The sequence below is a fragment of the Chelativorans alearensis genome, from assembly GCF_010993735.1.
Lineage (GTDB): Bacteria > Pseudomonadota > Alphaproteobacteria > Rhizobiales > Rhizobiaceae > Chelativorans > Chelativorans alearense.
Map to the genome: position 1 here is coordinate 162,169 of NZ_WQNI01000004.1, position 20,065 is coordinate 182,233.

Sequence of the window (20,065 nt, forward strand, 5' to 3'; positions counted from 1 at the left end):
GCGATGAGCGGTGATTTCGTCCTTGCGAAGGTTCAGACCTCGTTGCTGGTCGTGCTGTTCGCATCAGCGCCAGTGATCATTACCGCACTGGCCATCGGCCTTCTCGTGGGATTGGCCCAGGCCTTGACCCAGATACAGGACCAGAGCCTGCCGCAGACGGTCAAGCTCGTCGCAGTCCTACTCGTTCTCCTCCTGTTTGGGCCGGTCATGGCCGTCCAGGTCGCCGAACAGGCATCCTCCGCCCTCGACCAATTCCCCAGCGTGACGCGCTAGGCAAGATGAATTTCGAGATTTTCTTCGAGTCAGTCAGGGGTATCGAGTACTACGTCCTTGCCAGCGCCTTTGCGCTTGCGCGCATGATCGGCCTGATGTCCATCATGCCGCTTTTTACCCGCATGCGCCTCACCGGCATCCTGCGAAACGGCGCTGCGTTCGCGCTCGCCATCCCGGTCATTCCGATGATCGCCACCGTCCTGCCGGAAATGGAGGGAAGCGCGCTCTTCATCATTCTCCTGATGTTCAAGGAAGTGCTTATCGGCATCGTCCTTGGTTTCGTTCTCGGCATTCCGTTCTGGGCGGCGGAGGCGGCGGGTGACATCGTCGACCTGCAGCGCGGGGCCACGATGGGTACACTGCTGGACCCGATGATGACGCACCAGACCAGCGCCACCGGCACGATGCTGGCCATCGTGATGCTGGCCGTCTTTCTGGTTGCCGGCGGCCTCGAACTGGTGCTTACCCTCCATTACAGGAGCTACGAACTGTGGCCCCTGGACAGGCTCACGCCAGTATTCAGCCAGGAGGCGGCCGAAGTTTTCCTTCAGTTGCTCGACCGTATCCTCGCCATGGCCCTGATCCTGGTCTTCCCCGTCGTCGTCGGTTTGCTCTTGTCCGACCTCGTCCTGGGTTTCCTCGCGCGCGCCTCGCCGCATCTCAACATCTTCGCCCTCTCGCTGGTGGTGAAGACGTTGGTATTCAGCCTGATCCTGGTCCTGTATGCGGTCTTTCTCGTCCACTTCATGGAGGCGGATATCGGGTTTATGCGCGATATTACGAAATATATCGAAATAATTTCGTGATTATTTTGAATTCTATATCTTCTTCCAGGCGGTTTCTCTGGAATATGGGTGGTGAAGAAAAAATCTATTGTCGAGTCAAGAAACTGATAATTTGACAGTGTTGCTCCATGCGGGGATGGTTTCTTCGGTGAGATAAGCCGAGAGGGGCGGCGTTGTGACATCCGTCATTGACGATGGTGCATTCTCCCATCGCGCCTTGTTGCGGAGCATGGATGCTGGCGGGTTGCGCGGCATTATCAGGCACGGCGGTTATGAGGGGCAAACTGCGGGCCTTGCTCCCGGCAGGCTACAGGCGAGCTTGATCATCCTTCCGTGTGAGTTTGCCGGCGACTTCCTGCGCTACTGCAAGAAAAATCCCAAGCCGCTGCCTTTGATCGGCGTCAGCAGAGCCGGCGTTCCCGCGATCCCGCAATTGGGAGACGTCGACCTTCGCACCGACGTTCCGCGCTATGAGGTTTATCGTCGCGGCATCTTCGAAGAAGGATGCACCGATATCCGCACACGGTGGCGAGACGACTTTGCCGCTTTTGCCATCGGGGCGAGCATTACGTTTGAGCATGCGCTGGCCGCGCGCGGCGTCGAATTGCGTCCCATGAGGGATTACAAGACCCTCCCCATGTTCCGAACGTCTATACCCACCACGCCGGCAGGCCCATTTTCCGGCAACCTCGTGGTTTCCATGCGCGCCGTCCGCCGCGAAGATGTAGACAAGGTCCGCGCTGTAACGGCACGGTTCCCCCATGCTCACGGAGCGCCGATACACGTCGGCAACCCGGCAGCGATCGGCATCGCTGACCTGGACAATCCCGACTGGGGCGACGCGCTGGCGATCGGCAGGCACGAGGTGCCTGTGTTCTGGGCAAGTGGAGCAACGGCGCGTGATGCGCTGCAAAGGGCGGCACCGAGAATCTATATAACGCACTCGCCCGGGCACATGTTGCTGACGGACGTAGATGGACGGAGCGATATCGGCTCCTTCAAGGCGTTTTGAGCCGGTCTAGCGCGCGCGGGAATCCAACCGCTCGCGGAACATCAGTCTCAGATCTTTGTTGAACCGCGCTCGCGCGTGCACTTCGGACGGCAGCAGCGCGCGGTTGAGCGCGTCGGTCAGAAGCGGCATATCAAGGCTGACTGCCTTGATACATGGCCCCTTGAATACCTTCTCCAACTCCCGGCGGGAGAAGTGGTTGCCGAACAGCTTGCGCTTGTGCTTGTTGGCCACCAGCGTGACGGTGGCCACACCGCCTCGCAGCTCACGTATTTTCGTATAAAGCCGCTTGGCCTGCCGGAGGGAGGCGATGTTCAGTTCGAAGACAATGAAGATGTCATCGCTGGAAGAGAGAACTGAATTATGCCACGGCGTCTCCATATAAGGCAGGTCGATAACGACCTCGTCGAACCGGTAGGCCGCCAGGTCCAGCAGCTTGAAAACAAAGTCCGCGCCCGCCGGCTCGAATGGCAGCCCCGGTCGATCGAACGAGTAAAGGGTGAAACCGGGGCTACGCGTCAGCTTGACGCTGTCCATCAACTCGACATCCAGCCGGTCCGGATGCGTGATGATCCCGTCCATGTCGAATTCGTTTGAGAGATTGAGGTAGGCGCTGCAATTGGCGCTCTGGAAATCGAGGTCGACGAGACAGGTGGCAGCCGCCCGTTCGGCCGATTTTGCGGCCAGGTAATCGGCGGCCGAAAGGGCCATGGTCGTAGCACCCGCCCCGCCGCTTGCGCCGATGAAGGTGATGATCCGGCTCTTCGTTGCCTGGCTGCCGCTGTCGTGGAAGGTGACCGAATTGAGCAGCTCCTTGCCATCGAGCGGCTTCCTCAGCCAGTCTGCCGCATTGAGACGGACAAGATTGCGGATCCGATCGGGAGCGAGTTCCCCCGATAGCGCGATCAGCGGAACATTGCCCCATGCCGCGCGCGCCTCGGCGAGGCGGGAATTGGCAAGCAGCTCGCCATCGCCGACGTCGAGGATAACGAGGCTTGGCCGCGCGTCCGCTATCGGCCCTTTCAGGAAACCATCGGTCTCGGCCGTCTGGACATCGTAGATGGCGAGCGCATCGAGCCGCGTCGCCACATCGCGGCGCAGCTGCTGATCCGCGGAGTAGAGCGCGATCCTTTTGCGCCTGGTTGGAATGACTGTGGGATTTGGAGCGTTCATGGATAGCTACTCCTCATATCCTCGCCCGTAACCGTGCTGAGCATGGAGGGCATGTTGATGTTGTTGAAGCCGAGAAGGCCGCCGAGGAAGAAGAACTGGAAGGTGAGGCCCTCCAGGCTAACCGTGATGGTGGGCACAGGCCCGCCGGGCCTGGTCCAATAGCCGAGGCCCGACGAGGTGTAGGTAATGCGCACGTTTGCCGGCTGCAGGCGCGGGAAGAGATCACACATGCCCGGCCTGCCGGTTCCCGCCCCACATACCCCGTCGTCGCCGTAGAAGATGCGGTCGAACTCCCCGTTCCCGTTGAGGCAGGCTGTCCCGGTCCCGCCTGTCCCCGTGCAGACGTAAGGACCGTATGTGCCGGTGGGAATAGGGCCGCCGATCTGTTCCGGAGAAGGCGCCGTATCCGTGACGGTTGCCAGTCCACTCACCACAGGGGTGGAAATCGACGTCATGCGAGCGCCGACCTGGACGGCCTTGTTGGCAGCGTTCCATTGCCAGAACGCATAGCCGAAATCGACAAAGCCGAGCATCAGGGTGAGAAGCAGCGTCATCGCGATCGCCATCTCGACCATCACGGCACCTTCCTGTTCTCGCCTGAAGCGCTGAAACACCGTCATCTCACCACCCAACCAACCGTTCTTCATGCGCGGCGGCCAAGGTGATGGGACTCATGCCGAGATAGCTGAGCAGCGACATGCCGGCATAGTCGTAGGACGTCGTGACGCGGACGGTCACGACGCTCGCACCGCTGGAGCGGTAGTCCTGCAACCCGGTAATGGGATCGACCGTGTTCGTCGTCGTGTAGGTCGATATGGTGACTGGCCCACTCCAGTCCTCGACCCGTAAGGTGCCGACGCTCGTCGAGCCGTAGAGAGCGGTGTTTTGTGCATTCGTCGTGCAGTCGATGGACAGCCCGGCATCGGCGAACAACTGCGTGTTGCAGCGCGCGTAGTAGCGGGCGGCGTCGCGCAGTCCGGCCTCGATCAGGAGCTTGTGATGGATCAGGTTGCCGAACTCGAAGACACCGGCCGAAAGGCTGATCATCAGCGGCGTGATCAGCGTCATCTCGACAAGGATCTGCCCGCGTTCATCGCGTTCAAAATTCTCGATGAGCCGTTTCCACGCGCGCCACATTTCATCACCTGTAGAGCTGGACATCTTCGCGGCTGAAGTTCGTCATCGTCCCACGTCCCTGGATGCCGTCGATGTCTACGATTTCCGCCAAGACCTCATCGGAAGTGACGGCCTCGGTCAGGAAGAAGCTGGCGAAGCCGATCGCAGGAGGCGCGCCGGACTGGCCATTCAGCTCCGCCTGCACCGCCGGATCGTCGCATTCGAGGATGGCCGCATGGATGAGCCGGCGGCTTTCGTCACCGACGTCGGCGTGGCAGGCAGGCGTGCCGACTTCTCCTCCAAGTGAGGGGTCGGGCACGAGGCCTTCGCTCATCTCATATTTGTAGAGGTCGTAGCGGCTCGGGAGATTTGGGTTGCTGCGATCGTATGGCTGTCCACTCTCATCGAGGAAGTTAGCCATGTCGGCATCGGAGAAGCCGTTGGCGTCCAGATAGCCATAGTAATCCCATTGGCCGTTCCCGATCTGACCGTTGAAGGCCGTATCTGCCGTCAGCCGCCGATACCGCGTCTGGTCCGTGGCAGGCTCCATGTTGCAGGCATTCGTGCTGCCACCGGCGTATTTGAAGCCCTTGCGGATGTTCGGAGCCGGAGGCGGCGTGCTCGACTGGTTGACCGGGAAGTGAGCGCCGTAAAGGTCGAAGCGCGTGTTGAAGGCCGCCTTCGCCTTGTTCGTCAAGTTTCCGGTTTGCGTGTAGACGCGCCTGCGGCTGACGCACTCGGGCAACGAGCCCCATGCAAGGTCGGCGGCGAGCTTGTTTTCACCGTAGCCATGGTCTTCCTCGGGGCGCAGGAAGCCGAAATTGCCCGGTCCCCAGGAGGTTCCCCCCATCACCATCTTGATGCTCTTGCGATAGAAGTTATCGTCGTTGACGACTTCGTGGAACGGCTGGCCCGGGAAGGGATTGCAGATGAACATTGGCGTCATCTCGCAGACGACGGCACCGGCATTCCCCGCCACCGCAACCGCGCCCAAATTGAAACTGTCGGTCCCGCCGAGAAACGATGCGGGGAAGATCGCAGAGAACCCCGTCGGGGTGACCGTGACTTCCACGAACTGGGCCAGAGCCGGATCCGAGGTCTCGTAGCTTGCTGTGATAGGGTCTGCATCGCTCGCGGGCAGGCCATGCAGATAGCGCATCGTGATCCCCGCCGCCGTCAGCACTTGCTGCGCGCCGGCATCGGAGAAGCGATAGGTGTTGTCGACGAGATTGGCGACGGCTCTGTTGGCGCGGTCGATCGAGTCCGAACGCCCGTCGAGCTCGTAGGCCGCGGCAATCGCAAACGCATCCGCCGCCTTCTGCAGATCGTTGTGCAGGTTCCCCGCCCGCGACCAGTCGATGACGAGCAGCGAGAAGCCGATGATGACCGGCAGCATGATCGAGACAAGGACCAGGGCCATACCGCGCTCGTCGTCCCGGAACTCACGGATTTTCTTGGAAACCAGACGCATGGCCAAATCCCCCCGGTCATTTCCCCGGCGTGCGTTCACCGCACCCGCGGCACGTCGTAGACCGTGGTTTCCCTGCCGCGGTAGACGCGCACCTGCGTCCACGCCGGCGGCTTAGGCTTCACGTATTTGACGACTTCCTTCACCACCTCGCGCACGCTCGGCGCGGGTGCGGCGGCAGCCTCCACCGGCGTTTCGCTGGCGAGATCGGCAAGCGTGATGCGGTCGGTCTCTTCGCCCTTGGAGGAGGCGACCTGGCGCAGCGCGAGCGACAGCTGGCCGGCATCCGCCGCGAGCGTCAGCTTCTGCGCGTCCTTGGTGGAGACCTCGAGCGTCACCGCCTTCACCACGGTCGGGCTTTCCTTGCTCTCGTCGGCCACCTGGTCGACGGCAAGCACCTTGACGCTCTGCAGCAGCACGTCGACGAAAGCCTGCTCGCCGCCTGCCATGTTTCGCGATTTGCGGGTCAGGAGCACATCCACCCGGTCGCCGGGCAGCACGAAGCCGGCCACGCCGAGTACGTCGTTGACGCGGATCGAAACGGCCTTCAACCCCGGGGTCAGCACGGCCGAAAGCGTGGCGCGCTGGCCAGGACCGGTGATTTTCGAAGAAAGAATCGGCTCATTGGCGCCCATTGCCGTCAGCACCTGCCGCTGCTTGCCCTCGTCGCCGAAGAGTTCACTCCTCTTCTTGAAGGCGCCGGCGGGCAGGGACCCCGAAGCCCAGGAGATCTCGCGCAGATTGTCGCCCGACAGCGTATCGCCGAATTTCAGCGGAATGGCCGCGACGACGATCGTTTCCTGCGGGGCTTCGCCGCCCTTGGCGAGGGCTCCCCTTTGCCCCGTGAGCCACATATTGGCCAGCACGACGGCGACGATGCCGAAAACGCAAGCCAGCACGACCATGATGATTGAATTCGCACGCATTTTGCACCTACCCCGCAGCGCCGCATACCCGTTACACGCCTGCGCTGCTGCCCCACAGAGAATTCAGGCCCGGGCAAATACCCGGGCCTGAACCGCAAAGTATTACGATCCGGTTCCTGTCGCGGCATCGCAGGTGCCAACGCCGGAGCCGTTGAGAGCGGTACACAAACCGGTGAACCGGCCGGAAGCCCACAAGCCGATTGCAACAAGTGCCAGAATTGCGGCTGTGGCGATGACACCGACCAGGATTGAATATTCGACCATGGCAGCGCCGTCTTCGTCATCGCGGAACTGCCGGGCGATCGTCATGAGCTTTTTCATGCCAATTACTCCCAGATAGAGGTTTCGAAACGACGAGATGTGCCCGGATATGAACCCCAAACCAATGCACTCGCCCGTCACATGCAATCGTGCGTTTAGAACGAGAAAAGAGTCAACGCGCTTGGGGATAATTAACTTTGGTATACTTACGGGGGAGTAGAAAACAGGCCAAAAGATGCACCGAAAGGGGTACGTAAATGCTGCACCTCAGGCCTTCAGAACGCTGATCCTTGTTAGGATTTCGATTGTCTTGAAGAAGGGGAATCGCAATCAGCGCAACATCATGAATCTTATATCTATTTGATTATAAGGTATTTTTTAAATGAAGGAGATGTCCGCGGAGAACTGCATCGTCGTCGGCGCCCCTCAACCGCCGACACAATAGAAACCACCTCGCAGTCGGACAGCGCTATAACCCGATCGAAGTATTCGTCCAAGTACTTAACCGGCAATGCTTGCAACTTTCACGGCTGCCAAATAGCTTTTACCGGCAATATTGGGTGGGAGCTATCCATGCTGGGGCGTTTCACAAAGGCAAACGGTACAACTCAACCGCGCATCGAGCCGCCGGTGGCGATGTCCGTCGTCGAGCCAGTCCGCGAGCGCGCGCCGGCCACGCCGGCGATCGTTGCAACAGCGGCAGCAGCGCCCGAGGCAAGGCACCATGACGACTTCCTCACCCTCAAGGTGGAGCTTCACCGGCACCTGATCGAGCGTTTCAATCTTGCCACGCTGGAGACCGCTTCGAAGGAGCAGATCCTCAACGATATCCGCCCGGTGGTGCGCGACTTCGTCCGCAACCGGAGCGTCCCGCTCAACGCGCGCGAGCTCGACCAGCTTACCAGCGACACCGCCGACGAGATGCTCGGGCTCGGTCCGATCGAGCCCCTGCTCAAGGACGATTCCATCGCCGATATCCTGATCAACACGCACCGGCGGGTGTTCGTCGAGCGTCATGGCCAGCTCCATGAGACGCCGGTCCGTTTCCGTGACGAAGCGCATCTCCTGCGCGTCATCAACAAGATCGTCTCGGCCATCGGCCGGCGCGTCGACGAATCCTATCCGATGGTCGACGCCCGTCTCGAGGACGGCTCGCGCGTCAATGTCGCCGTGCGGCCGATCGCGGTCGACGGGCCGCTGGTCTCGATCCGCAAATTCTCGAAGAAGCCCTTTTCGCTGGAAAAGCTGGTCGAGTTCAATTCGATCCGCCCGCCGATGATCGATTTCCTGAAGATCGCTGTGCAATCGCGCAAATCGATCCTGGTCTCGGGGGGAACCGGCAGCGGCAAGACGACGCTGCTCAACGCGCTTTCGAGCTACATCTCCCACAAGGAGCGCCTGGTCACCATCGAGGACGCGGCCGAACTGCAATTGCAGCAGCCGCATGTAGGCCGGATGGAAACGCGGCCGCCCAATGTCGAGGGCAGGGGCGAGGTGCGCCAGCGCGAGCTGGTCAAGAATGCGCTGCGCATGCGGCCCGACCGCATCATCGTCGGCGAGGTGCGCGGGGAGGAAGCCTTCGACATGCTGCAGGCCATGAACACGGGCCACGAAGGCTCGATGACCACCGTTCACGCCAACACACCGCGCGACGCGCTGGGCCGGTTGGAACAGATGGTGGGCATGGCGGGCATGCCGATGACCCAGGAATCGATCCGTGCGCAGATCGCCTCGGCCATCGACGTCATCGTGCAGACGCAGCGCCTTTCCGACGGCGGCCGGCGGGTGATCTCGATCACCGAAATCACCGGCATGGAAGGGAGCGTTGTCCAGCTTCAGGAGATCTATCACTTCGTCCGCCGCGACGTTTCGTCGGAAGGCAAGATCATCGGCGACTTCCGGGCGACCGGGGTCAGGCCCCGTTTCGCGACGGAAGCCGCGACCATGGGCTTCCACTTCGCCAAGGACGCCTTCAACCCGCAGGTGCCGCTATGATGCTGACCGGCCAGACGCTCCTCTATGTCATCTATGTGCTGGCGGCGGCGTCGGCGATCCTCGCCGCCGAGGCCTTCTACGTCACCTATGCGGGGCGCCGCGCCAGGGCAGGCACGATCAACCGCCGTTTGAAGCGCCTGGCCGAGGAGGCGCCCGCCGAACAGACGCTCCAAGGGCTCCTGCGTGAGCGGGGCCTGAGCAAAACCGGCGACTTCGCCTTCAGGATGATTGCGCTCAACCGGCTCTACACACAGTCCGGCATCACCGGCAATCCGCTTGCTTTTGCAGCAATGTTCATCGCGGCGGGTATGGTGACAGCATTTCTCATGCGAATGGTTTTCGGCTTTGCCGCCGTCGTTGCCATTGCGGCATTCCTTCTCGTCGCCTTCGCGCTGCCGCTTATCGTGCTGCGCCGCGCCCGCAAGAAACGCATTGCCAAGTTCGCGGCACAGCTTCCCGATACGCTGGACATGATCGTGCGCTCGCTGCGCGCGGGCCATCCGACATCGGTCGCAATCGGGCTGGTCGCGCGCGAGATGCAGGATCCGCTCGGCACCGAATTTGGCATCGTTTCCGACGAGATCACCTTCGGCCTCAGCCTCGAACAGGCCGTGCGCAAACTGTCCGAGCGGGTCGGCTTCGAGGGATTGAACCTCCTTTCGGTTTCGCTGTCGATCCAGGCCAAGACGGGCGGCAATCTGACCGAGATCCTGTCCAACCTTTCCAAGGTCCTGCGCGAGCGCCAGAAGCTAAGGCTGAAGATCCGCGCCCTTTCGGCGGAGGGCCGGTGGTCCGCCATCCTCATATCGGCCTTTCCGTTCGTCATGTTCGGCGTCCTCTGGCTTCTCACGCCGAGCTATTACGGCGATGTCTGGGATAGCCCGATGATCACGCCGGTTTTCGTAATCTTCGGTACTTGGGCGCTGATTGGCGACGTCATTATGTACCGTATGGTCAATTTCGACTTCTGAGGCTGGAAAGATGACAAACCTTTTCGCTAGCCTCCAGAATTCCGGATTGCTCCTCTCGGGCGCGGTATTCCTCTCGGCTGTCACGATGTTCCTGTTCGCGGCTCTCGTGCTCAGGCCTGCTCTGGAAACGCGTCGCCGGTTGACCGAGAGCCTGCTCCAGGATGGAAAGGTCAACCGGCGCTCGCTCGAGGCGCAGACCGAGCTCATAAAGCTCTCCGCGCGGCGGCCGGTGGAAGCCTACTTCCGCGCCGCGGAAAAGGAGCGCGGCGAGCCCAATGCATTGGAGGCGAAGCTCTTCCGCGCCGGCTTCCACCAGACGGGCGCTCCCTTCCTCTATACGCTGTCTCGGATCGGCTTCGTGGTCGCCGGCTTCCTCGGCGCCTATATGGGCCTCACGGCCGTTCTGCCATCGCAGCTTCCCGGTTTCCTGGCCTTTGTCGGGGGCGCACTGTTCGGCCTTGCCTGCATTGTCATCCCAAGCACCGCGCTGGACCGTTTCGAGAAAGCCGAGAAACAAAAATATCGGCGCGGCTTTCCGGACTTCATGGACATGATGATCACTTGCGCCGATGCCGGCATGAGCCTTGAAGCCGCCGTCGAGCGGGTCAGTAACGAGCTTGCGGGAACGCACAGGTCGCTCGGCATTCAGCTTGCAATCATGAACCTGCAGATGCGCGCCGGCAAACCCTTGCGCGATGCCCTCAGAGACCTCGCCGACCGCATCGGCATCGATGAGGCGCGTTCGCTGGCGGTGCTTTTCCGGCAGTCGGAGGAACTCGGCACCAGCCTGACCGAGGCGCTGCGCGTCTACAGCGACGAGATGCGAACCCAGCGCATCCTGCATGCCGAGGAAAAGGCAAATTCCTTGCCCGTCAAGATGATGATCCCTTTGGGGCTATGTATTTTCCCGGTCGTGATGATGATCGTCATGCTTCCGGTGATCATCAGGATGAAGGGGATCTTTTTCTAGAAGGGGGAATGATCTGTTTTGTGGGGAATTGGAAAGCAGCAGTGAAGCCCGGCGGAATTTCCTGAAGGCCGACGAACTGGCCCCAATGACCCCGACGATCATGAACAATCTGGAGTTTCTCACCTCCAGCGTGAACAACATAGGAAGATGATCATGCACACAGCCACGGAACTATTGATCGCTGCGATCGCGATCGGGCTTCTCGTGAAGATCGCACTGGTCGATTTCAAGACGCAGAAGATCGCAAATAACGATGTTCTGACCCTTGCCATTCTCGGGCTGGGCAGCCTCCTGCTTCAGGCGAACCTTGTCGGCCAGGGGGGCGGTGTCCTGGATCAGCTGAACGCCACCGGCGGCTGGGAAAACGCGGCGATCGCCGTGATGGCCGGGGGGCTGCTTTTCCTGCTCCTGTTTCCTTTTTGGCTGTTGCGAAAAGTCGGCGCCGGCGACGTCAAGCTGATGGGCGTCGCACCGCTGATCTCCGGCGGCGAGGACCTCATACTCTTTTCATTGCTGCTTCTGGCCTTTACGGCGTTGACCGCCTTCGTGGTGAAGAATCCCATGCTGCTGCCGGCTCCCGCCTTCCGGCACTATGTCGAGCACCTCGACCGCAAGGGGGTCGTACCTTTCGGGGTGCCCATAGCCGCTGGTCTGATCGGTGTCGTTCTCGCGGGCGCCTATCGCATCGTCAGCTGAACATGCCGATCCGCACTCCGCAAAAAGCCATTCGAGATGGCGCACTTGCTATTCATTCGGTTGAGTCACTTCAGAACACACAAACGAAATTCACCCCGTCGGCAGCAGAAGCCGACGGGGCGTGGTCATTTTTGCTGAAATGCTAAGAAGCTGCTTCTTCTGAATTAAAGAGGCTATTGATCTTATATGCAACTTCAGTTCTATTCGTGGCCTTCATCTTTTTCATGATATGCCGGATATGAACCTTAACCGTGCTTTCGCACATGTCGAGCTCATAAGCGATTATCTTGTTTGCTTTCCCCCGCCGCAACGCCTCAACCACCGCCGCCTCCCGCGGCGTGAACACCGACGAAATCGGCTTGGCCTCCCGAAAACTGGGGTCGAGAGCCTGCCGCAGCGCGAAGAGACTGCTCGCCGGCACGAAGACGCCGCCGGCAATCGCCAGGTTAATTGCTTCGATGCATGCATCGATGCCGACCGTGGCAGGGATATAGCCGCGAACGCCGCATTCGAGCGCCGTGAATATTTCCGTGACGTCCCCCTCGTCCGCCAGGACCACCACCGGCACAGGGTGGAAATCGGAGACCAACTGGGTTATCTCGCTGACGACCTCAGGGTCGGCAAAGCTGCGACCACTCAGGTTGAACAGGATTGCGCCCAGCGGCGAGTGGAGGTCCTTTACGCTCTTCCACTCCTGCATCGACGCAAATGCCGCCACCTCCATTCGAACGCGACGCGTCGCAAAGGCCCGGGCCAGACATTCACGGCCCAGCGTGCGTGGGTCGAGTATCACCAACGATCGGCTCCAATCCTGGGCCATCTGGAGGGTAGGAAAGTCTGGTGGGGTTCTAAGGATAGTGGCGCTTGTTGCAGACCAGCCCTCGTTCACGCCCAGTCGAAATTCGCTGGTTTCCGCGTGAAATGTCATGGTTTCCCCCTTCTTGCTTTTCTTGTTGAAAGGATTCCCAACCGTCACTCCTTTTGTAGCCGATAAGGGCACTCGCGTCGTTATCCTCGCATCCGGTAACTTTTCACACGATACATATTTCGTCGTAATATAGCGCGATAGAAATTGTGGTAGATCATCGGCCACGCACGAAGCAGATGAGCGCGGAGTTCCCTGCTAGAGTTGTCGCCGGTGATCATCACTGTGCGGATGCCGAGGGCGTGGAGCGCGGCGATTGCGGCCTTCGAACCTTCTTGATGGTGTCGGCCACGTAGGCGAACTTGTGACGCCTGCGCCTCAAGGCACGTCATCCTCTGCGGCCAGGCCTCCTTCAGACTCCCACACCGAGATGTGGCGAGACAGATCGGCACCGAACCGGCGCCGCACGCCGAGTCCGCCGGCAGCATCCTCGGGGATGAAGTTCGCACCCAGATTTTCAAGCTCCCGCTTGAGACGCTCGAGATCCTCGGCAGAGGGGAGGGCGCCGAACTTCTCGAACTGAGCGATGACCGCAATTGGAACGCCGGAAGCGGATGAAAGCAACGGCCTGTCCACGCGGGTTAGAATTCTTGCCGCAAGGCACTGTTCGGAGGTGATCGTCATGCGCTCTTCCTCGCCATCGACCCCGATTGAAGAAGCCCGCGAGCCGGTTGTCTTACAGCGCCATCTCCGGCTCAAGGGGCCGTTCCTTCGGCGGCTCGGGGATTTCGGTCATCGTCGCCTCGGTCAGAAGCAGGACGCTGGCGACGGAAACCGCGTTTTCGAGTGCGATACGCACGACCTTGGTCGGGTCTATGATGCCCGCCTCGACGAGGTCGACATACTCCTTGCGTCCCGCATCGAACCCGTAATTTCCGGTTCCCTCTAGCATTCTCGCGACCACGACGCCTCCGTCGGCAGCGGAATTCTCGGCGATCTGCCGGACCGGCACTTCCAGCGCCCGTTTCAGGATCTGGATACCCGTACGCTCGTCTCCCTCGCAAAGCTTCTCCTCTTCGGCGACAGCGGTCGTGCACCGCAGCAAGGCCAGCCCGCCGCCCGGCACGATTCCTTCCGCCACCGCGGCCTTTGTCGCGCTGATGGCGTCGTCCAGGGCTTCCTTCCTGGATTTCATCTCCGCTTCGGTCGGCGCGCCGACCTTGATGACGGCGACACCGCCGGCAAGCTTGGCAAGCCGCTCCTGCAGCTTCTCGCGGTCGTAGTCGCTGGTCGTCTTGTCGATCTCGCGCCGGATCTGCTCGATGCGCGCCTTGATGGCCTGCGGCTCGCCCGCTCCGCCGATGATCGTCGTCGTGTCCTTGTCGATAACGATGCGCTTTGCGCGTCCCAACTGCGCAATGCCGACATTTTCGAGCTTGAAGCCCACCTCCTCGGAGATGACCTGTCCACCCGTCAATACGGCAATGTCCTGCAGCATCGCCTTGCGGCGGTCGCCGAAGCCCGGGGCCTTGACGGCGCAGTTGCGAAAGACGCCGCGGATCTGGTTGACGACGAGCGTGGCAAGCGCCTCGCCCTCGATGTCCTCGGCGATGACCAGGAGGGGCGCACCGGACTTGGCGACCTCCTCGAGAAGCTTGATAAGGTCGTGCAGCGAGGAGACCTTGCGGTCGACGATGAGCATGACCGCGTCTTCGAGCACTGCTTCCATCTTCTCCGTGTCGGTGACGAAATAGGGGGAGATGAAACCGCGGTCGAACTGCATGCCTTCGACGATCTCGAGTGCGGTCTCCGTGGTCTTCGATTCCTCGACCGTGATCACGCCTTCGCCGCCGACCTTTTCCATGGCCTCGCCGACGAGCTCTCCGATCGTCGGGTCGTTGTGGGCCGAGATCGTGGCGATCTGCTCCTTCTCGCGACGGGTCTTCACCGGCCGCGACATCTGCTTCAGGGCCTCCACCGCCCGCCGTGTCGCGCGGTCCAGGCCGCGTTTGATGTCGATGGCGCTGGCGCCGGCGACCACGTTGCGTACCCCGTCTGCAAGGATCGCGTGCGCGAGGATGGTCGACGTGCTGGTACCGTCGCCCACCATGTCGCCGGTTTTCTCGGCTGCCTGTCGCAGCATGCGCGCGCCAAGATTTTCTTCCGGATCCTTGAGATCGAATTCCTTGGCGATGGTCACACCGTCGTTGCAGACGATCGGCGCCCCCCATTTCCTCTCGATGAGCACCGACTTCGATCGCGGGCCGAGTGTGACGCGCACCGCATCGGCCAGTTCCGTGGCACCGCGAAGGATCTTTTCGCGTGCGGCGGAGCGGAAGAGAACCTGCTTGTGTACCATCGACGGGTTCCTCGAAGCTTCTTTGATATTCGCTTACTCCGACGCGCAGGAGGCGACATTGATTCCCGTCAAATGCTATGGCCGTTGGAGGTTGCCCCCCGTCAATGATGCCCGTCGTCAAGGTGGAATGATGCCTTAAGGGCGAATGCCGACCTTCCACCACCCGTGAGGCGGTCCCTGCCGGAGCATGCCCAGGATATCTATCGTGAGGCTGCCCATGCCGGCTTCATTGCACCGCGGGTGAGGCCCGGGTTACCTCAGGCCGTGCTTCCCTATCAGCCTGACTGAGGGGAGGGCCTGAGGGAAGGATGGCGCCCGCCGCTCTAAGTCGCTCTCAAGCGTGGTGTTCGCTCACTGCCTGCATCAGTTCACCAGTCAAATCCTCGTCGCAGCAATGCGACAGGTCGCCGATGCTCAGTATTCCGACCATGCGCTTGTCAGCGTCGATGACCGGAAGCCGGCGGATCTTCTTGGCTTCCATCAGTTGGATCGCCTCTTCGAGTGTGTCCTCCGAGCGGCAATAGGTGATGCCCGGCGACATGACGTCGCGTGCGGTCATGGTGGACGCGTCATGCCCGTTCGGCAAGGCGCGGGTGACGATATCGCGATCAGTCACCATGCCGATCAGGCGGTCGTTTTCGCCGATGGGCACGGCGCCGATATCCTGATCCTTCATGATCTTGGCGATCTCGGGAAGGGGCATCGTCGGCGGCACCCAGGTGGCATTCTTGTGCATGGCTTCCGAGACTCTCATGGCCTTTCTCCTCTTGCGGAAAACAATGAAGGATACCGCTCCTCCAGCGCGCCGGTTTTGATGCCAATCAAGGCAAGCCGGGCTTGCGCGCTATTTTTCCTCCAATGGCCCGTCTACATGCAGATATCCCTGGACGCGAAAGCGGCAAGGGCGCGGGCCGGGTTTCACTCATGACTTTCGACATGCGCCAGCATATCAGCGACGACGGCGTGCGGTCCGCGCCCGGCATCGATCCTGACCCAGCCGGAATAGTCGGTGTCTCGCTCCAACTGACGCTGAACGATTTCGACGGTGGCGTCCGAAGGTCCGCCCCGGCGCGCCGCGACACGCTGCCGGAGGGTCGCCGCATCGGCATCCAGCCAGAAGCCGAGGAAGGGTACTCCGCTTTCCCGGGCTTGCGCCTCGATCCCACGGCGGTCGGACGGCCGCTCGAAGACGGCGTCGGCCACCGCCGTGCCGCCTTGACGCAGGATGAAGCCGGCACGCGCGGCCATCTCCCGATAAACCGTCTCCGACATCTCCGGCCGATATGCGTCGGCCGGAAGGCGCGTCTCCGGCGGCACGCCGTGGATTGCCTTGCGGATGCGGTCGCTCTCCACGATGCGGGCGCCCGGCGGCGCGCCGATTTTTGCGGCAAGCATCTCCGCCACGGTCGTCTTGCCGGAACCGCTCAGGCCCGCGATCGCCACGAGACGCGGCGGATGCGCCTCAAGCAGCGTGCGGGCCAGTTCGAAATAGGATCGGGCCTCGTCGGCAAGCCCGGCCGCCTCTCCTCCCTCTTCGACTTGCGTCGCGGTGACATGCGCCCGCACGGAGGCCCTCACGGCCATGAAGAAGGGGAGGAATAGGAAGCCGTCATCGTCGTCCGCCTCGTCGAGATAGCGGTTCATGACGAGGGTGGCGAACGCCGCGAAGCCGCGGTGCCAGAGGTCCATCAGGAGGAACGCCAGGTCATAGAGGACGTCGATAGTGGCGAGCTCCTCGCTGAACTCGATACAGTCGAAGAGCCGCGGCGCGCCGGCGATGAGGCAGATGTTCCTGAGGTGGAGATCGCCGTGGCAGCGGCGAATCCTGCCAGCCGCCGACCGCCGGTCGAGGAGGTTCGAATGACGCGCCAGTGCGGAACGGAAAGCACGGTTGAAGGGGGCCATCTCCGCTTCGCTGAAGACGTGGCTGGTCGCGAATCCCGCCTCGTTGATGTCGAGCACACCCACCATAGTGGCGCTGCCGCCGCGCATCCGGTCTATGGGCGCATCGCGATGAAACCGTGCGACCATGTGCGCCGTCTCGCTCATCAAGGCGGGGGTGAGCTTGCCCGCAAGCGCCATCCGGTCGAGCAGGCTCGACTGGCGAAAGCGCTTCATCTCCACCACTCCATCGACCAGATGTCCCGAACCGTCGAGGGCAAGCCGGCCATCGGTTTCCCGGGTTATCCGGTGGGAGGCGACATACAGTTCCGGCGTGGTTCTCGCGTTCAGCTCCATTTCCTTGTCACAGGCCGCAAGGCGTAGTTCGGGCGTGGAGAAGTCGACATAGGGCAGCTTCACCGCGCGCTTCATCTTCCACGCCCGATCCCCCGCCAGGAAGACGCGGGAGATATGGGTCTCGATGACCTCCACCCGTCCGTGGGCCCCATGAAATGCAGGGTCGGTGAGGAGCGCGGTCGAAGCGGCTTGGTCTTCAACGATCATCGGGTTTTTCTCCGCTGCCATGACGCTGCAGCGGTCGTCGAGCAACTACAAATGTTGAAGCTCGTAGTCACTGCAGCTCAGCCCCAGGATCGAAAGACCGTCCGAAAGATGGTCGGCCAGAAGCGGGCTGCCGGTGAGATAGGCAGCGGTGTGCTCGTTGTGGGCTCTTGCCGCCTCGGCGCGCACGCTCTCCCAATCGTCGGGATATTCTTCGCGGCCCAGCCATGCCAGCGCCACGAGGTCGATCTGCTCGTCGATCGAGAGATCGGAGATCAGCGCCGCCAACTCTTCCAGCGCGGGATCGTCGGCGCGGTCTTCGAGGACGTCTATCTCCCGGTCGTCCGACGGGTTTGATCCCGGGTCCGTGTCGGTCTCGACATCCTTGGCATCGAATTCACGCGCCTTCATGATGATGAAGCAGACTTTTTCGAGCGGGATCGACAGTTCGATATCGGGTTCCGCGGTCTGTTTAGAAAATCGGGTCATCGCCGTTCGCCTCGGAAGTGCCACTCTGTGGCTTTCGGGGTAAATTGTAAGCGTCCCGGGCGCAAAGCCATTGATCGGGGTCAATTCGCAGGTCGCCGCGATGCGCTAGGTCAGCAATGAAGAAGGATAACGGCGATGAGCGACACGCAGCTACCGGCGCTGGACCACACCATCCAGCAGACGAATCTCTGGCTGAAGAGACTGATGAACGATCATCACTTCCGTGACCGGCATCAGGCCTACAGCGCCTTGAGGGCCGTGCTTCATGCCCTGCGCGACCGATTGACCGTCGAGCAGGCCGTCCATCTCGGGGCGCAGCTTCCGATCCTCGTGCGCGGCATCTATTACGAAGGCTGGCATATCGGCGCCAAGCCCGCGCCCGACCGCCAGGTGGACGAATTCGCCGCCCATGTCGCGGAAGGCCTGCCTCCGCAGTTCCCGCGCGATCCCGTCGGCACGACCAAGGCCGTGTTCGACCTGCTCTGGCAGGAGCTCGATCCGGGTGAAACCGCCAAGCTCATCGATACGTTCCCGGTTCCCCTTCGCGCATTGTGGCCGGAAGCCGCGCGTCGGAGCTGATGGGCGCGGGTGCAGACCAAGAATGCCAAAAAAGCGAGACCCGCGGCCCAGCACCTTCCACCCTGGGATCTCTCCTGGGGCGCTCGGCCTGGTGCCGCGGGTCCGTCCGCCACACGTCAACGGACGACTGGTTCATCGCGTAAGTGGATTCGCGTCCGTAGGCGGTTCACCACTGTACTTCGCCAATCTGCCTCGGCGTGACGTGCCCCGTTTCTAAACCGGTTTCCCACGTTCCATATTGATCCGTGTCAAAACCGATGCGAAGATTTGAGGCAGTCCTTATAAAACCTCCTCCAGCCGGTCGATGAAGGCCCGCTGCCTCGCAACCAGCTTTTCGCGCGCCTCGTTGAGGCCGAACCATTCCGCGCGGTCGACTTCCGGAAAGGATTGCATGCGGCCGCTTCGCGGCGGCCACTCCATCTCGAAGCGGTTGCTACGCAGGGTCCGCGGGTCGAAGTCGGCCTCCAGGGCGAAGGCTGTGACGCATTTTCCGCCGGCTTGCCGGATTTCTCCGAGCGGCGTCAGGTCGCCCTCCGCTTCCCACCCGGTCTCTTCCGCGAATTCGCGGCGGGCGGCTGCCTCGGGTTGCTCGTCCTGCGAGTATTCTCCCTTTGCGATGGACCAGGCACCTGTGTCCCGCTTGCGCCAGAACGGACCGCCGGGATGCACGAGGAGGACCTCCATCCCACCTGACCACCGTTTGAAAGGCACTATGCCGGCGCTTTTGCGGGTCATTGCCAGATCTTCGCGATCCTTTGGCGGCCACCTTTGACGCGCATCAAGGAGTAAGTCCGCTGGCCGTGCTCAGTTTCCGCGACATGAAGGAGCACTCAACATGGCCTACAATACGATCATGGTCCAGCTCGACGTGGACACTGCCGCGACCCCACGGCTTACATTTGCGATGAATTTGGCCAGACGTTTCGAGGCCGATCTGATCGGCTTTGCCGCGGCGCAAGCCCATATGTTCGTCCCTCCAGACGATAGCGGAATAGTCACGGCGGAGATGATGCGTCAGCGGACCGACGATATCCGGGAAAAGCTCAAGGCCTTGAAGGAAGAGTTCCTGAGCGTGGCCGGCGACGGCGAGCACGTCTCCTGGCGCGGCGAATTGGGCGATCCGACACAGTTTCTCGCCATCCATGCGCGCGCGGCCGATCTCCTCGTCACCGGCACTCCCGCACCCGATGTCGCCGGCGATGGCGGACGGACGGTGGATCCGGGCACGTTGATCCTTTCGGCCGGGCGTCCCGTGCTCTTTGCTTCGGACGACCTTGCGCCCGTGCTTGCACGCAGGGTCGTGATCGCCTGGAAGGACACGCGCGAAGCAAGGCGTGCGGTCGCCGATGCCATGCCGTTCCTCACGGATGCGCAGGAGGTCAGCGTCATCACCATCGCCGAGGGTGACCAGAAGACACCCCGGGAGAGTGCCGGCGACGTGGTCCGGTTCCTGATGCGGCATGGCGTGAAGGCTGGCTCCGACGTCCTGGGCGTCGGCGGGGCGAACCACGAAGTGGCGATCGCGGAAATAGCCCGGGAGACAGGGGCCGACCTGATCGTGGCCGGCGGCTACGGCCACAGCCGGCTTCGCGAATGGGTCTTTGGCGGCATGACACGCTCGCTCCTCGCCGACGGATCGCTCAACCGTCTGTTTTCGAACTGAAGCGGGCCGTCGGCATTGTCTCTTT

At 61.6% G+C, this 20,065-nt stretch carries 22 protein-coding genes; 9 read left to right on the top strand and 13 right to left on the bottom strand.

All coding sequences use genetic code 11. The features are described 5' to 3' along the window. Positions 1–3 precede the first annotated feature (3 nt). From GPJ75_RS07960 to GPJ75_RS07970, 3 genes are all read left to right on the top strand, one after another. Positions 4–273, top strand: a complete 270-nt coding sequence (locus tag GPJ75_RS07960) for an EscS/YscS/HrcS family type III secretion system export apparatus protein (protein WP_163266878.1) — start codon at positions 4–6, stop codon at positions 271–273. 5 nt (positions 274–278) lie between these two features. Then, positions 279–1,079 carry a type III secretion system export apparatus subunit SctT gene (sctT, locus tag GPJ75_RS07965; protein WP_163266880.1) on the top strand — a complete coding sequence of 267 codons (801 nt, stop codon included), beginning with the start codon at positions 279–281 and terminating at the stop codon, positions 1,077–1,079. Positions 1,080–1,233: 154 nt separating this feature from the next. Continuing rightward, on the top strand, positions 1,234–2,070 hold the full coding sequence (locus tag GPJ75_RS07970) for a D-glutamate cyclase family protein (RefSeq protein ID WP_246248970.1): 837 nt from the start codon (positions 1,234–1,236) through the stop codon (positions 2,068–2,070). A gap of 6 nt (positions 2,071–2,076) precedes the next feature. Here GPJ75_RS07970 and GPJ75_RS07975 read toward each other — a convergent pair whose 3' ends face one another. The 6 genes from GPJ75_RS07975 to GPJ75_RS08000 all read right to left on the bottom strand — a co-directional run bounded on the left by GPJ75_RS07975 (position 2,077) and on the right by GPJ75_RS08000 (position 7,071). After that, positions 2,077–3,240, bottom strand: coding sequence for a CpaE/TadZ family protein (locus tag GPJ75_RS07975; RefSeq protein ID WP_163266882.1), 1,164 nt, complete (start codon positions 3,238–3,240; stop codon positions 2,077–2,079). Continuing rightward, positions 3,237–3,860, bottom strand: coding sequence for a TadE/TadG family type IV pilus assembly protein (locus tag GPJ75_RS07980; protein ID WP_246248971.1), 624 nt, complete (start codon positions 3,858–3,860; stop codon positions 3,237–3,239). Before GPJ75_RS07980 ends, GPJ75_RS07975 begins: the two co-directional genes overlap by 4 nt. A gap of 1 nt (position 3,861) precedes the next feature. After that, entirely contained in the window at positions 3,862–4,377 is a 516-nt protein-coding gene (locus tag GPJ75_RS07985) for a TadE/TadG family type IV pilus assembly protein (protein WP_163266884.1), read from the bottom strand. A gap of 4 nt (positions 4,378–4,381) precedes the next feature. After that, complete coding sequence (locus GPJ75_RS07990) at positions 4,382–5,827, bottom strand: pilus assembly protein TadG-related protein (RefSeq protein WP_163266886.1); 1,446 nt, start codon at positions 5,825–5,827, stop codon at positions 4,382–4,384. 35 nt (positions 5,828–5,862) lie between these two features. After that, positions 5,863–6,750 carry a Flp pilus assembly protein CpaB gene (cpaB, locus tag GPJ75_RS07995; RefSeq protein WP_163266888.1) on the bottom strand — a complete coding sequence of 296 codons (888 nt, stop codon included), beginning with the start codon at positions 6,748–6,750 and terminating at the stop codon, positions 5,863–5,865. 102 nt (positions 6,751–6,852) lie between these two features. Next, on the bottom strand, positions 6,853–7,071 hold the full coding sequence (locus GPJ75_RS08000; RefSeq protein WP_163266890.1) for a Flp family type IVb pilin: 219 nt from the start codon (positions 7,069–7,071) through the stop codon (positions 6,853–6,855). 513 nt (positions 7,072–7,584) lie between these two features. Between GPJ75_RS08000 and GPJ75_RS08005 the strand changes: the two genes are divergently transcribed. The 4 genes from GPJ75_RS08005 to GPJ75_RS08020 all read left to right on the top strand — a co-directional run bounded on the left by GPJ75_RS08005 (position 7,585) and on the right by GPJ75_RS08020 (position 11,643). Further along, entirely contained in the window at positions 7,585–9,006 is a 1,422-nt protein-coding gene (locus tag GPJ75_RS08005) for a TadA family conjugal transfer-associated ATPase (RefSeq protein WP_163266892.1), read from the top strand. Beyond that, positions 9,006–9,977 (top strand): type II secretion system F family protein, encoded by a 972-nt coding sequence (locus GPJ75_RS08010; RefSeq protein ID WP_163267053.1) that lies wholly within the window; start codon positions 9,006–9,008, stop codon positions 9,975–9,977. The genes GPJ75_RS08005 and GPJ75_RS08010 overlap by 1 nt, the downstream gene beginning before the upstream one ends. Positions 9,978–9,987: 10 nt before the next feature. Then, positions 9,988–10,947, top strand: coding sequence for a type II secretion system F family protein (locus GPJ75_RS08015; RefSeq protein ID WP_163266894.1), 960 nt, complete (start codon positions 9,988–9,990; stop codon positions 10,945–10,947). 153 nt (positions 10,948–11,100) lie between these two features. Beyond that, complete coding sequence (locus GPJ75_RS08020) at positions 11,101–11,643, top strand: prepilin peptidase (protein ID WP_163266896.1); 543 nt, start codon at positions 11,101–11,103, stop codon at positions 11,641–11,643. A gap of 142 nt (positions 11,644–11,785) precedes the next feature. Here the strand turns inward: GPJ75_RS08020 and GPJ75_RS08025 are convergent, their stop codons facing one another. From GPJ75_RS08025 to GPJ75_RS08050, 6 genes are all read right to left on the bottom strand, one after another. After that, positions 11,786–12,571, bottom strand: a complete 786-nt coding sequence (locus GPJ75_RS08025) for a LuxR C-terminal-related transcriptional regulator (RefSeq protein WP_246248973.1) — start codon at positions 12,569–12,571, stop codon at positions 11,786–11,788. A gap of 315 nt (positions 12,572–12,886) precedes the next feature. Next, positions 12,887–13,192 (bottom strand): XRE family transcriptional regulator, encoded by a 306-nt coding sequence (locus GPJ75_RS08030; RefSeq protein ID WP_163266898.1) that lies wholly within the window; start codon positions 13,190–13,192, stop codon positions 12,887–12,889. A gap of 52 nt (positions 13,193–13,244) precedes the next feature. After that, positions 13,245–14,867, bottom strand: a complete 1,623-nt coding sequence (gene groL / locus GPJ75_RS08035) for a chaperonin GroEL (protein WP_163266900.1) — start codon at positions 14,865–14,867, stop codon at positions 13,245–13,247. A gap of 334 nt (positions 14,868–15,201) precedes the next feature. Then, positions 15,202–15,621, bottom strand: coding sequence for a CBS domain-containing protein (locus tag GPJ75_RS08040; RefSeq protein ID WP_163266901.1), 420 nt, complete (start codon positions 15,619–15,621; stop codon positions 15,202–15,204). 164 nt (positions 15,622–15,785) lie between these two features. Beyond that, the gene (locus GPJ75_RS08045) at positions 15,786–17,312 is read right to left on the bottom strand and encodes a bifunctional aminoglycoside phosphotransferase/ATP-binding protein (RefSeq protein WP_246248974.1); all 1,527 of its coding nucleotides are present in this window, start codon (positions 17,310–17,312) and stop codon (positions 15,786–15,788) included. Positions 17,313–17,357: 45 nt separating this feature from the next. Continuing rightward, positions 17,358–17,798, bottom strand: a complete 441-nt coding sequence (locus tag GPJ75_RS08050) for a DUF3775 domain-containing protein (protein WP_163266905.1) — start codon at positions 17,796–17,798, stop codon at positions 17,358–17,360. Positions 17,799–17,933: 135 nt separating this feature from the next. Here GPJ75_RS08050 and GPJ75_RS08055 point away from each other — a divergent pair, with 135 nt between their 5' ends. Next, positions 17,934–18,377: a DUF2267 domain-containing protein gene (locus tag GPJ75_RS08055; protein WP_163266907.1), complete on the top strand. Its 444-nt coding sequence runs from the start codon at positions 17,934–17,936 to the stop codon at positions 18,375–18,377. A 279-nt stretch (positions 18,378–18,656) separates the two neighbouring features. Here GPJ75_RS08055 and GPJ75_RS08060 read toward each other — a convergent pair whose 3' ends face one another. Beyond that, positions 18,657–19,112 carry an NUDIX hydrolase gene (locus tag GPJ75_RS08060; RefSeq protein ID WP_163266909.1) on the bottom strand — a complete coding sequence of 152 codons (456 nt, stop codon included), beginning with the start codon at positions 19,110–19,112 and terminating at the stop codon, positions 18,657–18,659. A gap of 100 nt (positions 19,113–19,212) precedes the next feature. Here GPJ75_RS08060 and GPJ75_RS08065 point away from each other — a divergent pair, with 100 nt between their 5' ends. Further along, the gene (locus GPJ75_RS08065; RefSeq protein WP_163266911.1) at positions 19,213–20,040 is read left to right on the top strand and encodes a universal stress protein; all 828 of its coding nucleotides are present in this window, start codon (positions 19,213–19,215) and stop codon (positions 20,038–20,040) included. The last annotated feature ends 25 nt before the right edge of the window (positions 20,041–20,065 follow it).